The organism is Bradyrhizobium sp. CCGUVB23, from assembly GCF_024199885.1.
GTDB lineage: Bacteria > Pseudomonadota > Alphaproteobacteria > Rhizobiales > Xanthobacteraceae > Bradyrhizobium.
Genome location: NZ_JANADQ010000001.1, coordinates 6086465 through 6099500 on the forward strand (window position 1 = coordinate 6086465; position 13036 = coordinate 6099500).

The 13036-nt window shown below is 63.9% G+C and carries 15 protein-coding genes; 9 read left to right on the forward strand and 6 right to left on the reverse strand.

Features of this window, described 5'->3' with window-relative positions; genetic code table 11:
* Positions 1–2: 2 nt before the first annotated feature.
* The 6 genes from NLN62_RS28070 to NLN62_RS28095 form a co-directional block, all read right to left on the reverse strand.
* Entirely contained in the window at positions 3–1052 is a 1050-nt protein-coding gene (locus NLN62_RS28070) for an ABC transporter substrate-binding protein (RefSeq protein ID WP_027527180.1), read from the reverse strand.
* An 80-nt stretch (positions 1053–1132) separates the two neighbouring features.
* Positions 1133–2242: an ABC transporter ATP-binding protein gene (locus NLN62_RS28075; protein WP_027527181.1), complete on the reverse strand. Its 1110-nt coding sequence runs from the start codon at positions 2240–2242 to the stop codon at positions 1133–1135.
* A gap of 440 nt (positions 2243–2682) precedes the next feature.
* A complete protein-coding gene (locus tag NLN62_RS28080) occupies positions 2683–3309 on the reverse strand; it encodes a MarR family winged helix-turn-helix transcriptional regulator (protein WP_254111033.1) in 627 nt (208 codons plus the stop codon).
* A 711-nt stretch (positions 3310–4020) separates the two neighbouring features.
* Positions 4021–5346, reverse strand: coding sequence for a flagellar protein export ATPase FliI (fliI, locus tag NLN62_RS28085; protein ID WP_254111035.1), 1326 nt, complete (start codon positions 5344–5346; stop codon positions 4021–4023).
* Between the two features lie 21 nt (positions 5347–5367).
* Positions 5368–6096, reverse strand: coding sequence for a flagellar basal-body rod protein FlgF (gene flgF / locus NLN62_RS28090; protein ID WP_027527184.1), 729 nt, complete (start codon positions 6094–6096; stop codon positions 5368–5370).
* A gap of 3 nt (positions 6097–6099) precedes the next feature.
* The gene (locus NLN62_RS28095) at positions 6100–6900 is read right to left on the reverse strand and encodes a DUF1217 domain-containing protein (protein WP_027527185.1); all 801 of its coding nucleotides are present in this window, start codon (positions 6898–6900) and stop codon (positions 6100–6102) included.
* Between the two features lie 141 nt (positions 6901–7041).
* Between NLN62_RS28095 and motA the strand changes: the two genes are divergently transcribed.
* From motA to NLN62_RS28140, 9 genes are all read left to right on the forward strand, one after another.
* Positions 7042–7938 (forward strand): flagellar motor stator protein MotA, encoded by an 897-nt coding sequence (motA, locus tag NLN62_RS28100; protein WP_027527186.1) that lies wholly within the window; start codon positions 7042–7044, stop codon positions 7936–7938.
* Positions 7935–8876 carry a flagellar motor switch protein FliM gene (locus NLN62_RS28105; RefSeq protein ID WP_027527187.1) on the forward strand — a complete coding sequence of 314 codons (942 nt, stop codon included), beginning with the start codon at positions 7935–7937 and terminating at the stop codon, positions 8874–8876. The genes motA and NLN62_RS28105 overlap by 4 nt, the downstream gene beginning before the upstream one ends.
* A complete protein-coding gene (locus NLN62_RS28110; protein WP_254111037.1) occupies positions 8857–9171 on the forward strand; it encodes a hypothetical protein in 315 nt (104 codons plus the stop codon). Before NLN62_RS28105 ends, NLN62_RS28110 begins: the two co-directional genes overlap by 20 nt.
* A 107-nt stretch (positions 9172–9278) precedes the next feature.
* Positions 9279–9674, forward strand: coding sequence for a flagellar motor switch protein FliN (gene fliN / locus NLN62_RS28115; RefSeq protein ID WP_027527189.1), 396 nt, complete (start codon positions 9279–9281; stop codon positions 9672–9674).
* Between the two features lie 2 nt (positions 9675–9676).
* A complete protein-coding gene (locus NLN62_RS28120) occupies positions 9677–10720 on the forward strand; it encodes a flagellar motor switch protein FliG (RefSeq protein ID WP_027527190.1) in 1044 nt (347 codons plus the stop codon).
* 12 nt (positions 10721–10732) lie between these two features.
* Entirely contained in the window at positions 10733–11818 is a 1086-nt protein-coding gene (gene flhB / locus NLN62_RS28125) for a flagellar biosynthesis protein FlhB (protein WP_254111039.1), read from the forward strand.
* 74 nt (positions 11819–11892) lie between these two features.
* Complete coding sequence (gene flgB, locus NLN62_RS28130) at positions 11893–12273, forward strand: flagellar basal body rod protein FlgB (protein ID WP_027527192.1); 381 nt, start codon at positions 11893–11895, stop codon at positions 12271–12273.
* Between the two features lie 11 nt (positions 12274–12284).
* On the forward strand, positions 12285–12701 hold the full coding sequence (flgC, locus tag NLN62_RS28135; RefSeq protein WP_254111041.1) for a flagellar basal body rod protein FlgC: 417 nt from the start codon (positions 12285–12287) through the stop codon (positions 12699–12701).
* A gap of 2 nt (positions 12702–12703) precedes the next feature.
* Entirely contained in the window at positions 12704–13030 is a 327-nt protein-coding gene (locus NLN62_RS28140; protein WP_254111043.1) for a flagellar hook-basal body complex protein FliE, read from the forward strand.
* Positions 13031–13036 lie beyond the last annotated feature (6 nt).

The window sequence follows — 13036 nt, forward strand, 5'->3', positions numbered from 1 at the left end:
CGTTATTTCGCGGTCCACTTGTTGAAGCGTTCGGTCAGGCGGTCGATGTTCTCGAGCCAGAATGCAACGTTGATCTCGACCGCATTCTTCATGTTGTCCGGCGCCGTCGGCAGATCCTTCAGAACGGCCGGCTGGATCAGCCCCGCGGCGTCCTTGTTCGAGGTGCCGTAGGCGATGTTCTCCGACAGCTTGGACTGGTTTTCGGCCTTGCCGGCGAAGTCGAGGAACTTGTAGGCGGTGTCCTTGTTCGGGCTGCCCTTCAGGATGACCCAGCTGTCGAGCGTATAGAGCGCGCCGTCCCACACCATGCCGAAGTTCTTCTTCTCGTTCTTGTTCGCGGTGTCGATGCGGCCGTTATAGACCGAGGTCATCGCCACTTCGCCCGAGGCGAGCAACTGCGGCGGCTGGGCGCCGGCCTTCCACCAGACGAGGTCGCCCTTGATGGTGTCGAGCTTCTTGAAGGCGCGATCGACGCCCTCGTCGGTGGCCAGCACCTTGTAGACGTCCGCCGGCGGGACGCCGTCGGCGATGAGGGCGATCTCCAGCGTGGTCTTCGGACCCTGGCGCAGGGCGCGCTTGCCCGGATATTTCTTGGTGTCGAAGAAGTCCGCCCAGCCCTTCGGCGCCTCCTTCAGCTTGTCCTTGTCGTAGCCGAGGACGAAGTCGTACAGGATGGCGCCGACGCCGCAGGGATTGACCGACGGCGGCAGATAGGCGGCCTCGCCGCCGATCTTGGTGTAGTCGATCTTCTCGAACAGGCCCTCATCGCAGCCGACCGCGAGTTCCTCGCTCTCGACCTGGACGACGTCCCAGGTCGCGGCGCCGCCCTGCACCTTGGCCCGCAGCACGCCGATGCCGCCGTCCCAGGACTCGTCGTTCATCGGGATGCCGGCCGCCTTCTTGAACGGTTCGAAGTAAACCTTCTTCTGGGCGTCCTGATATGCACCGCCCCACGATACGACGGTGAGATCGCGCGCCTGCGCGACTGTTGCCAGCGCGACGCCGGCGGTCAGCGTGGCGGCGAATCCGAGTGCCATCTTGAGTTTCATCATCGTCTTCGTTCCCTTCTTGTTGTGAGTTGCGTCCTGGAAGTGATGTGTCCCGGCCCGATCGCCTGGAGGAAGTGGTTCGATTACACCGGATCGAGGGCCAGGCAGTCTTCAGGGCGGAACGTGACGGACACGTTTTCACCCTGCCTCAAGCTGTGATGTTCGCCCGGCTGGAGCTTGACCATGAACTCCTCGTTGCCCGCGACCTCGAGCACGGCCAACGTGTGGTCGCCGAGATAGATGGTGCTCTGTACGGTGGCCGGCAGGCGGTTCGGTCCCTCGCTCGTCGCCCCGTCCATGATAATGGAGATCCGCTCCGGTCGCACCGACAGCGAAGTAGTGGCGCCACTGCTTGCCACGTTGACCGCCCGGGCCATTATGGTGCCGCCGGAGGCAAGCGCGACGCGGCAATATCCCTGCTCGATCGTCTCGACGGTGCCGGCCAGCACGTTGTTCTCACCGACGAAGTGAGCGACGAAGCTGTTCACGGGGTGCTCGTAGAGCGCGTCGGGCCGGTCGATCTGCTGCACGATGCCGTCGTTGAACACGGCGATGCGGTCCGACATGGTGAGCGCCTCGCTCTGGTCGTGCGTGACGTAGACGACGGTGATGCCCATCGTCTCGTGCAGTTGCTTGATCTCCAGCTGCATCTGCTCCCGCAGGCGCTTGTCCAGGGCGCCGAGCGGCTCGTCCATCAGCACGATCTGGGGATTGAAAACCAGCGCGCGGGCCAGCGCAACGCGCTGCTGCTGGCCACCGGACAATTGTCCCGGACGCCGCTGCGCCAGGGCCTCCATCTTGATCATGCGCAGCGCCGCGCGCACGCGCTCCTGTGCCTCGGCCTTGTTGACCTTGCGGACGGACAGCGGGAAGGCGACATTCTCCTCGATCGTCAGGTGCGGAAACAGCGCATAGTTCTGGAACACCATTCCGATGTCGCGCTTGTGCGGCGGCATGTTCTTGATCGGCCGGTCGGCGAGGTAAATCTCGCCATGGGTCGGGACCTCGAAGCCCGCCAGCATCATCAGCGTGGTCGTCTTGCCCGAGCCGGACGGGCCGAGCAAGGTGATGAACTCGCCCTTCCTGATGTCGAGGTCGAGGTTCTTCACCACGAGGTGCTCGCCGTCGTAGGTCTTCTGGATGCCGGAAAAGCGCACCAAGGCCGGCGCGGCTGCGATCATGGCGCCTTCCATGCTGTCCTCCCGTCTGCTGATGAGTACCGAGCCGGGACCATTATCAACCGGGATAGCGAGATGTGGCGTCAATCTTCCGGCGGTGTCCGGGTGCTGCGTCCAGGACGCGGTCGATCCGCGAGGCCAACGGGTAACGGCGAAGGTCGCACGCCGTCATCGAAACTTCATTGCCGCAGGCCATACGCAATACACTTTCTCCGCCAGGCGTGGTCGTCCGTGCCCTGAACGGAGCGCGGACGCTGTGTGGCGTTGGATCAGTCCCCTGATCCCGCTGCCCGCGCGCTTACGGCCGCAGGCCGGCAAGGCGCCGTCAGCTCCCCGTCCAAGGTCGGACGGGAAGCTTAGCATCCTGCGAGGAGAATACCAGCGGCGCAAAGCCGCCCGGGCTGCGCCTGCAATGACGCCGCCGTCGATCCGCCCAGCGCGAATACCGCAAAGGCTCACACGCTCGCGACGCGTATCCTGTCGGAAGGCTCGTCGGTCCTCAGCCGGTCGTTGGCGCGCTCGAAGCTCGCACAAAGGAGCTCGATCTCGTCGGGCGAAATCGGAGCACGATAGAGCCGGCAGGTATACTCCGTGCCGGCGCGCCCCTTGGGCGCGCTACGCTCGGCGAGAAACATGCAGTCCCGGCAGATGCTGGCGTTGAGGCGCTGATGTGTCGCGTCGAGATGATTGAGGATCTCCCTCAGGGAATCGCGCAGCCGGATGCGTTCCTCAGAGTCGAGTGCGGTCACGGCGTTCAGCACGGGATTGATCGGATCGTGCTGCGCGAGGCACTTTTCGCCCTGGGCGGTGATGCAAAGCACCACCGAGCGCTTGTCCTCGTGCGAAGGCTTGCGGATGATGTATGACTTGGTCTCGAGCGTCTTCACGATCTGCGAAGCCGTGGCCCTGGTCGCGCCGATGAAGCCCGCCAGTGCGGACGGTGTCCGCGAGAACCGGTTGGCGCGCCCGAGGAAGCGCAGCGCCATCCATTCCCGATCACGCAACCCGTGTCGGTCGCCTTCGAAATACCAGGCTCTCGCCGCCTGGATCAGCAGCTCGACTGCTTCGCGTGCCAGCGGCATGACCTACCCCGACCGTCGCGACGCGGGTCGCCGCGGATCGCGCCGTCGATGGCGTGTCTGATGTGGCAGTGTTGGACGGAAGTCGCTGTCGCCATCAGCGTCGGACGATGGCTCGAATTTGCTCAACCGAAGCCCCTGCATTCCAAGTCACTCAGCCCGCATTTCTTATCCAGCGCAAAAACGATGACTGACCTTGTCATGAAAAGCAAGTAGAGACGCTCTTGGATATACCTGCGTATAACCAAGTCTTGCGTCCCTGCGCGAGTTCTCCACAGTGTGCAACTTGAACCGGCGTGCCCACGGCACTCCAGCTGCGTGAATCACCTCATGCGCCAAACGATGAGCATGGATGGATGCGACAGTTGTGTGAAAACGAACAATGTTGTTCGCCGGTGAGGCAGCATGATGAGAGCCTATGCATGAGATGACGCATGCACCCTCGTTTGACTGCTTGTCGCGTCGCTTGACGGAATTCGGTAGGCGATATGCAACTTTCCCGTGCAGGAATTGTATGCAAGCCGGCCTTACCATGCGCCGTCTCTGCCTGAGGCATGAGCGAATCCATCGGAGCGGCGCCGATCGAGTTCAACGAGCTATGCCCGCAGTGCACGGCGATTCTGGTCGCCGCGGTGTTGACGCTCCGCTTCCAAGATCGCGCGTGGGCACCGAGTCATGCGTTTGGCGCGAAGGCCTATTCGCCGCATGGCAGCGCTAGCCGGCCTTCAACACGTCTCTCAGCTCGCGAAACGCATCCGCGCTGGGCGGAGCCGAAGCATCCTGGCGCATCGCGCCGTAGATCTTCGGCACCATGTCGAGGGCATGATCGAGCCCCGGATCACGCCCTGATTGATATCCGCCCATCAGGCGAAGGTCGCGCGTGTCTTCATATTTGGCGATCATGGATCGCAGCTTGCTCACGAGCTCGCGCTCCTCGGGATCCCAGACGCAGTGCGCAAGGCGCGAGACCGAGGCGAGAATGTCCACGGCCGGGTAACGCGCCTGGTCGGCAATGTGCCGGCTGAGCACGATGTGTCCATCCAGCGTGCTGCGAATGGTGTCGGCAATCGGCTCGTTGTGATCATCGCCGTCGACCAGCACGGAGAAGATTCCAGTGATCGTGCCCGTGCCTTCCTCTCCGGGCCCGGCCCGCTCGAGCAGGCGCGGCAGATCGGTGAAGACGCTCGGTGCGTAGCCGCGCGCGACCGCAGGCTCGCCGGCAGCCAGCGCGACTTCACGGGAGGCGTGGGCAAACCGGGTGATCGAATCGACCACCAGCAGGACCGATTCGCCGCGGTCGCGAAAATATTCGGCGATCGCCATCGCGGTCTTTGGCGCCAGCCGTCGCATCATCGGGCTCTCGTCGCCCGTCGACACGATCGTGATGGCGCGGTCGCGGCCGTGGCCGAGCACGTCCTCGACGAATTCACGCACCTCGCGGCCGCGTTCGCCCACCAGGGCCAGGACGACGGTGTCAAAACCGGTGCTGCGCGCCAGCATCGCGAGCAGCGTCGACTTGCCGACACCTGAGCCGGCAAAGATGCCAACGCGCTGGCCGGCGCAGATCGGCGCGAACAGATCGATCACGCGCACGCCGGTGCGCAGCGGCTTGTGGACGCGCGCCCGCTTCATGGCCGCGGGCGCTTCCGCTTCGGCCGAGACCGCGCGCGATCCCGGAATCAGCGCGCCCATGCCGTCGAGCGGTGCGCCGAGCGCGTTGATGACGCGTCCTTTCCAGCTCGCATCGGGCGCAAGCGACAGCGGAGGCAATCGGAATGCGACCGAGCCGAGCCCGCCCGCGAATTGCCGGTCGAACGGCTTTGCGATGATGCCGTCGCCGTCGATGCGAACCACTTCCCCGATCTGGGACCGGCCACCCGACGTCACCCCGATGAGCTCGCCGAGCTTGACGAAACGGGACAGGCCGGACACGCGAAAATGCGTCGGCGCGATCTCCGAAATGGCGCCGCTGATGCTTGCAATGGGGGTGCTCTGCTGCAGCTCCTGCAGCGCCCACTCAATTTGCCGGAGAGCGTTCAAGGGAAGTCCTCAGAGGGAAGGCTATTTGGCGGGGTCGCCCAGGGTGCGAATCGCGTTCTGAAGCGAGCTTTCAGTGCCTTCGATGAGCGAATTGGTGCCGTCGAAGGCGCGCGACGCCGACATCAGCCGCGTCAGCTCGAGCATCGGATTGGCGCCGGATCCCTCGACATAGCCCTGCTTGAAGCCGTCCCGGCCGAAATCGGAGATCGCGGTCGCAGGCCGATCGGGGACGACGCCCGAATTGCCGTAGCGGTCGAGATTGGCGTCGGCAGGAATGTTGAATAGGCCGATGGTGCCGATCTCGTTTTTGTCCTGGGTGATCGTGCCGCTGCGCGAGATCGAGACTGGTCCGCCGTTCGGGTCGAGTGTGAGCTGCGCGCCGCCGCTATCGATGACGGGGAAGCCGCTCACGGTCTGAAGGTCGCCATTCGGCGCGATCTGGAGCCGGCCGTCGCGCGTATAGACCGTGCCGTTCGGGCCGGCGAAGGCGATCCAGCCCTGTCCCACCACGGCGACGTCGAGCGGGTTGCCGCTTTCGGTGACATTGCCGGCCGCGCGCGAGATGATGTTGTCGCCGGGCGAGGAGAAGGCGACGGGATTGGCGCCCGCCTTCGACAGCACCGTCTCGAATTTCACGACGTCGGTGCGAAAGCCGGATGTGTTGACGTTGGCGACGTTGTTGGCGATCGTCTGGAGGCGCTTTTCCAGCGCGACCTGCGCCGACAATCCCACATAAAGAGCCGATTGCATGACTTACTTTCCGAGCCGGATGGACTGAAGTTTCGAGAGCATGTCGGTATCCATGCTGGCAGTCGTCGACGCGCCGCCAATCAGGACCAGCGCGGGGTTGGTCGAGCTGCCGTTGCTGGCGTCGCTCGCGGCCTGTTTCGCATCCCACATCGCCGCGAAACGCTGCACGAATTTGGTGACCTTGGCCGGATCCTGGAAATCGGTGAGTTTGATCATCTTCGTCAGCATCGTGGCCTGGCTGTCGATGTCGGCCGAACTGACGGTCGCCGGGAGGCCGAGAGCCGTCTGCGCCACTTGCGTCAGCGCTTTGTCGGCGAGGATCTGGTAGGCATTCGTGATCGAGGAGGCCTTGCGTGTGAAATAGAGCGCCAGCCGCAGGCCCTCGTTCTGATCGCCAGCGTTTTGCTCCATCGTCTGCGTGGCGTACTGGGTGGCTGTGCCGGTCGTGGCCTGGGTGGTCTGGGTCGCCTGGCTGCCGAGCGCGGCGAAATTGAAAGCTGCGGCGAATTCCCGGTAGCGGGCGTCGGTGAGCTTGTTGGCGAAGGTCGTCGTGGTCGCGATACCCTCGGTCAGCACCTTCCGCATGAACGCCTTGGCGTAGATCATGTCGCTGAGGCCATAGGCCTTCATCGCGTAGGAGTAGAGGCGGTAGTTCTTCAGGAAGTCGTCGATAGTCTTCACCTTGCCGATATTGGCGAGGAAATAGTCGGTCTCGCGGCTGACATCCGGCTGCTTCGCGATGAGCGTCAGCGACTTGCCCATGTCCTTGGTTATTCTTGTGTAGTCCGCGATCGTGGATAGCATGACATGCGCCCCTTTGGCCGCCATTGCGACATCGTCCCAAGCTGCCGCGAATAGCTTGCGCGGGGCTGGCCAGGGGAAGCCAGCTTCGCGCAAGCGTCGCCGCATAGACATGGCCGACGGGATTGGCGATGGAGCGGCGCGTTGGGCAGTTTCGTGGGGATCATCATCACGGTGGCCGCCTTGCTCGGCGGATTTGCCGCCATGGGCGGGCATCTTGCCGTGCTCATGCAGCCGTGGGAATTCGTCATCATCTTCGGCACGGCGGCCGGCACCTTCATCGTCGCCAACCCCTGGAAGGTCGTCGCGGACACCGGGCTTGCGGCGGTTCAGGCCGTTACCGGGGCGGTGCCCGGGGAGCGCTACTATCTCGATCTCCTGGGCGCCCTTCACGCGCTGATGCGCGAGTTGCGGGGCAAGGGCCGCAACGAGGTCGAGGCGCATATCGACGATCCCTCATCCTCCGAGATCTTCAAGACGTTCCCGAGCGTGCTGGCGGATACCGCGCTGTTGCAGTTCATCTGCGACTACGTGCGCCTGATCATCATGGGTAACGCCCGCACGCACGAGATCGAAGCGCTGATGGACGAGGAGATCCATACCATCGTGAAGAGCAAGCTCACGCCCTACAATGCGCTCGTCGTGGTGTCGGAGGCGTTGCCGGCGCTTGGCATCGTTGCTGCGGTGCTTGGCGTCATCAAGGCCATGGGCGCGCTCGACCAGTCACCCAAGCTGCTCGGCGGCTTCATCGGTGCGGCGCTGGTCGGCACGTTTGCCGGCATCTTCCTCTCCTACGGCATCATCTCGCCGTTCGCCCTGAAGATAAAGATGACCCGCGAGAAGCGCTGTCGGCCCTACATCATCGTCAAGCAGACGCTGCTCGCCTTTATGAACGGTGCCATGCCGCAAATCGCGGTCGAGCACGGCCGCAAGATGATCGCCAGTACCGAGCGGCCGTCGATCGACGTGGTCGAGAACGAGACGATCGCCGGGCCGAAAGCCGTCGTGGCCGACGCCGAACCGAAGGCCGCCAGAGCATGATGATGGAAGGGATCGACGTCGAGCAGCAGAAGCGGCTGCCGAACTATCTGCTCGATGCGGCGGGCATATCCATCGACCGCATGCCGATGCTCAATGTGATCTTTGATCGCATGGCGGCATCCTGCACGGACAGTCTTCAGCCGATGGCGGGTACCCCCTGCTACTTTTCGGTCAACGACATCAGCAACGGCCGCGTCGGCGACATCGTCAAGGATTACGAGGGCAATGCGGTTGCCGCGGTCCTCTATGCCGAGCAATGGGACGCCCGGGTCCTCGTCATGCTCGATCGCGATTTCGTGTTTACGATGGTCGAGGCGCTGTTCGGCTCGGACGGCGCAGAGCCGCCGATCGATGTCGAGCGCGCCTTCTCGAACATCGAGCTGCGCGTGGTGCAGGTGCTGTTCGAGCGCTTCGCCAAGGCGCTCCAATCGGCTTTCGCCGCGACGTCCGATGTCACCTTCAAGCTCGAGCGGGTCGAGACCGCGATGGCCTCGCTTGCGATCGGGCGCAGCAGCAATATGTCGGTTTGCGCCAACATCATGCTCCAGGCGCTTTACCGCGGCGGGCAGATGTTCCTGATCATCCCGCATTCGGCGCTCAATCCGCTCAGGCAGAAGCTCGCCCATGTCGTCGTCTCGGACGGCCGTGCCGCCGATCCGAACTGGCGCGGGCAAATGGAGAGCGAGGTCCAGCGCACCGAGGTCACCTTGAACGCCGTGCTGGACGAGTGCGTGCTCTCCCTCGGAGAGGTCGCAAAGTTTCAGGTCGGGCAGGTCATCGAGCTCAACGCCACGCCGCGCACGCTCGCCAGGCTCGAGAACAACAACCAGGTGCTGTTCTGGTGTCAGATCGGCCAGCTCGATGGCTATTATGCCATGCAGGTAGCGGATCCCGTCGATCAGAAGCGGGAGTTTGTCGATGATATCCTATCTCGTTGATGCGGTTCTGCTCGTTGCGCTCGCCTTCACCAGCATGCGGGTGACCCGGATGCACCGTGAGCTGGCGCGGCTGCGCAGCTACCAGGGCGAATTCTCGACGATCGTGCAGGAGACGGCGGGCGCCTTCGATACCGTGATCAAGGCGGCCCACGACTCGACCGCCAATCTCGGTCGGCTGGCCAACGTGCTCAGCAGCAAGATCGATCAGGCTCACGAGGCAATCACGGCGCTGGACGCGCGGCGGTCGCAAGCCGTCGCGGGGACCAAAGGCTGCAGCGGTGCGGGTGAGCCGTAAGGCTGCGGCTTGCGGACGCCGGGGTCGTCACCTGGCGTCGGCGCGCAGGCAAGGGGATCGTTCCGGAGCAGAACTCCGGGAGGAGCGTTTTCAAGAGGCAAGACCAAATGGCGCAAACTTTCGATTATGAGTCATCTGCCACCCGGGCGGCGGCGTCCGGCGAGGCGCAAATCGACGCCTCCCCGCTGGAGCGGCTGGCGGAGATCGCGGCGCGTACGGCCGAGGATTCCGGCAAGTTCGCCAATGTCGACGCGATCTTGCGCATTCCCGTCACCGTGCAGGTGGTGCTGGGCGCTGCGACCATGCCGGTGGCAAACCTCATGAAGCTCGGTCGCGGCGCGGTGGTCCCGCTCGATCACAGGGTCGGCGAACCCGTCGACGTCGTGGTCAACGGCCGTATCGTCGCGCGCGGCGAAGTCGTGGTCGTCGAAGAAGACAATTCGCGTTTCGGCGTGTCGCTCACGGAGATCGTGGGGCCGCTGGGCGGTCACGGTGAAGCCTGATCGTGGCGGAACCGATGGGCATCGCAGCTCCTCTCAAGCAGCGCGGTGTTGCTGCGCTGGGAGGAACAGAGAAAGTCGCGGCACTCCTGCTCGCGATGGGCCGGCAGGCTGCCGCAAGCGTCCTGCAGCAGTTCGAGCCGCAGGATATCCGCATCGTCACGAAGGCCGCGGCTGAGCTGCGCCCGATCACGGCGCAGGAGCTGGAAGGGATCGTCGAGGAATTCGCCCAGCAGTTTTCGATGGGCGCCAATATTCTCGGCACGCTCGGCGGCCTGGAGGCCGTGCTCGGCGACGTCCTGCCGGCCGAGCAGGTCTCCCAGATCATGTCGGACCTGCTCGGAAATTCCTCGAGATCGGTCTGGGATCGCGTGTCGTCCGTCTCGGAGAACTCGCTGGCGAGCTACCTGTCCAAGGAGCATCCGCAAACCGCTGCAGTGATCCTCTCCAAGGTCAAGCCAGCCTGTGCCGCCAAGGTCATGAGCCAGCTTCCCTCGAGCCTGCGCAACGAGCTGATGCGGCGGGTGCTGAGCCTCAAGCCGATCGTCGACGACGCGATCCGCATCGTCGAGAAGACGCTGCATGAGGACCTGACGCTGAACTTCGCCCGGAACCTCGGTGCCGACACCTATGCGCGGGTTGCCGACATCATCAACAAGATGGAGCGTGGTCACATCGAGGACATGCTGAAGAGCCTGTCGGAGAAGCGTCCGAAGTCGGCGGAGGTACTCAAGGAGCTGCTGTTCACGTTCGACGACGTGGTCAACCTCACGCCGAAGGCGCGCACCATGATCTTCGATCAGGTGCCGACCGACCGTATCGTCGTCGCCCTGAAGGGCACGGACAAGAATTTCCGCGAACTGATCCTGTCCTCCGTCGCCTCGCGCGTCAGGCGCGTCGTCGAGCACGAGCTGGCGATCGGCGAGCCGTCGAACCAGCGCGACGTGTTGGAGGCGCGGCGCGTCATCACCGACCTCGCGCTCGATCTGGCGGAGAAGGGCGAGATCGAGCTCAACCCCGACCAGGAGGATGAGCTGGTCTTTCGCTGACCGCTGAACAGCATGGCAGAGACATCCGATCAGGAGAGCAAAACAGAAGAGCCGACCGAGAAGAAGATCCGCGATGCCCTCGAGCAGGGCAGGATTCCGGTGTCTCGGGAGGCCTCCGTCTTCGCCTCGATGGCGGCACTGATGGTGATCCAGGCGTTCCTGATCGGGCAGGGCGTGCAGCAGCTCGTTCCGACCCTGAAAGCTCTGCTCGACGACCCCGACGGCTTTCGCCTGCGAACGGCCGCCGACGCGAAAGACCTCCTGTCGGTCGTCGGGCTGGAGGCGCTGCGCTTCCTGGTTCCGCCGGTCCTCATTCTCGCGGTGTTCGGGCTGGCAGCCTCGCTGCTCCAGAACGTGCCGCGGCTGGTGCTCGCCCGCATCCAGCCGGATTTTTCGCGGATATCGCCCGCGCAGGGCTGGAGCCGGATCTTCGGAACGCAAGGGCTCGTGGAATTCGCAAAATCGGTCTTCAAGCTCGTTTCGGTGGGCCTGGTTGTCGGCTTCGTGCTGCGATCCTCCGAGGCGAGGGCGTTCGAGGCGATGTACACCGATCCGGTGGCGTTGCCGGAGATGATCCTGACCATCGCCATGCGCATCGTTTCGGCGATCTGCATCGCGACCATCGTGCTGGTGGCGATCGACCTCGCCTGGGCACGCTTCCACTGGCGGCGCGAGTTGCGCATGACGAGGCAGGAGCTCAAGGATGAGCACAAGCAGGCCGAAGGCGACCCGCTGATCAAGGCGCGGCTGCGGTCGCTGGCGCGCGATCGCTCGCGCCAGCGAATGATCGCGGCTGCATCGCGCGCTTCGCTCGTGATCGCGAACCCGACGCACTTTGCGGTGGCGCTGCGCTATCAGCGCGACGAGAATCCGGCGCCGATGGTCCTCGCCAAGGGCATGGACGCGATCGCGCTCAAGATCCGCGCGGTGGCCGAAGAGAACAGGATTCCTGTGATCGAGAACAAGGCCCTGGCGCGCGCGCTCTACGAGGCGGTGCAGGTCGATCAGCTGATCCCGCCGGAATTCTTCCGGCCGGTCGCCGAGATCATCTATTTCCTGCAATCGCAGAAGGCGCCGCGAAGCGAAAAGGTTCAATGACGGGTCTTGCGACGAAAGCTTGAGAAAAGCTTAACTTCCTATGTTCGTCTGCATAGACGAGATCGGGAGCTGCCGTGGGACCGCTTTATCTGCTTGAACTTGCTTCCTCGCAAGCCCGATGGCTGGAGCTGCGCCAGTCGACGATCGCAGCGAACGTCGCCAACGTCAACACGCCCGGCTTCAGGGCGCGTGACGTCGAGCCGTTCAACAAGGTCCTCGATGCCACGCCGGTCAGGCTCGCGACGACATCGCCGTCGCACATGCAGTTGAGCGCGGCCGAGACCGACACGCGAACCAACGCCAAGAAAGACAGCTGGGACGTCGTGCACTCCGGCAACTCCGTCAGCCTGGAGCAGGAGATGCTCAAGAGCGGCGAGGTGAACCGCGACTATTCGATGAATGCCGCGATCGTGCGGTCGTTCCACCGGATGCTGCTGACCGGCGTGAAAGCCTGAGGTGACCTGACATGGTGGATTCCCTGCAGGCTTCGCTCGCGGTCGCAAGCTCCGGACTCGAGGCGCAGTCGACGCGGATGCGCATCGTCTCGGAAAACCTCGCGAATGCGAATTCGACGGGGCGCACCGCCGGTGCCGACCCGTATCAGCGCAAGACCGTGACCTTCGATGCGGAGATGGACCGCGCCGCGGGCGGCCAGCTCGTCAAAGTCAAGGAAGTTGGCGTCGATGCCACTCCATACCGGGTCGAATACGAGCCGGGGCATCCGGCTGCCGACAAGGCCGGCTACGTCAAGCTGCCCAACGTCAACATGATGATCGAGATGGCCGACATGCGCGAGGTCAATCGATCCTATGAGGCCAACCTTCAGGTCGTGAAACAGGTGCGGTCGATGGTCGGCATGACTATCGATCTCCTAAGGAGCTGACGATGTTAGAGGCAATTGCGTCCACTGCCATCTCTGCGGGCCAGGCCGTGGCCCGCTCGATTGAAGCGCAGGTGACCGCGCCTGCGGCGGGCGCCGTTCAGTCGGGTGGGGATGTTGGCTTCGACTCCGTGATGAAGCAGGTCACGACAGATGCGATCGGGACGCTCAAGGCCGGTGAAGCCGCGTCGATCTCGGCGATCCAGGGCAAGGAATCGACGCGGCGCGTCGTCGAGGCGCTGATGTCGGCGGAGCAGACGCTGCAAACGGCGGTCGCGGTTCGCGACAAGGTCGTGCAGGCCTACCAAGAAGTCGTTCGCATGTCGATCTGACCTGAA

Bases quoted from the DNA above. Each gene is read 5' to 3' on its own strand.
- NLN62_RS28070 (WP_027527180.1), bottom strand. From the start codon at position 1,052: ATGATGAAACTCAAGATGGCACTCGGATTCGCCGCCACGCTGACCGCC.
- NLN62_RS28075 (WP_027527181.1), bottom strand. From the start codon at position 2,242: ATGGAAGGCGCCATGATCGCAGCCGCGCCGGCCTTGGTGCGCTTTTCC.
- NLN62_RS28080 (WP_254111033.1), bottom strand. From the start codon at position 3,309: ATGCCGCTGGCACGCGAAGCAGTCGAGCTGCTGATCCAGGCGGCGAGA.
- flgF (WP_027527184.1), bottom strand. From the start codon at position 6,096: ATGCAATCGGCTCTTTATGTGGGATTGTCGGCGCAGGTCGCGCTGGAA.
- NLN62_RS28095 (WP_027527185.1), bottom strand. From the start codon at position 6,900: ATGCTATCCACGATCGCGGACTACACAAGAATAACCAAGGACATGGGC.
- NLN62_RS28105 (WP_027527187.1), top strand. From the start codon at position 7,935: ATGATGATGGAAGGGATCGACGTCGAGCAGCAGAAGCGGCTGCCGAAC.
- NLN62_RS28110 (WP_254111037.1), top strand. From the start codon at position 8,857: ATGATATCCTATCTCGTTGATGCGGTTCTGCTCGTTGCGCTCGCCTTC.
- fliN (WP_027527189.1), top strand. From the start codon at position 9,279: ATGGCGCAAACTTTCGATTATGAGTCATCTGCCACCCGGGCGGCGGCG.
- flhB (WP_254111039.1), top strand. From the start codon at position 10,733: ATGGCAGAGACATCCGATCAGGAGAGCAAAACAGAAGAGCCGACCGAG.
- flgC (WP_254111041.1), top strand. From the start codon at position 12,285: ATGGTGGATTCCCTGCAGGCTTCGCTCGCGGTCGCAAGCTCCGGACTC.
- NLN62_RS28140 (WP_254111043.1), top strand. From the start codon at position 12,704: ATGTTAGAGGCAATTGCGTCCACTGCCATCTCTGCGGGCCAGGCCGTG.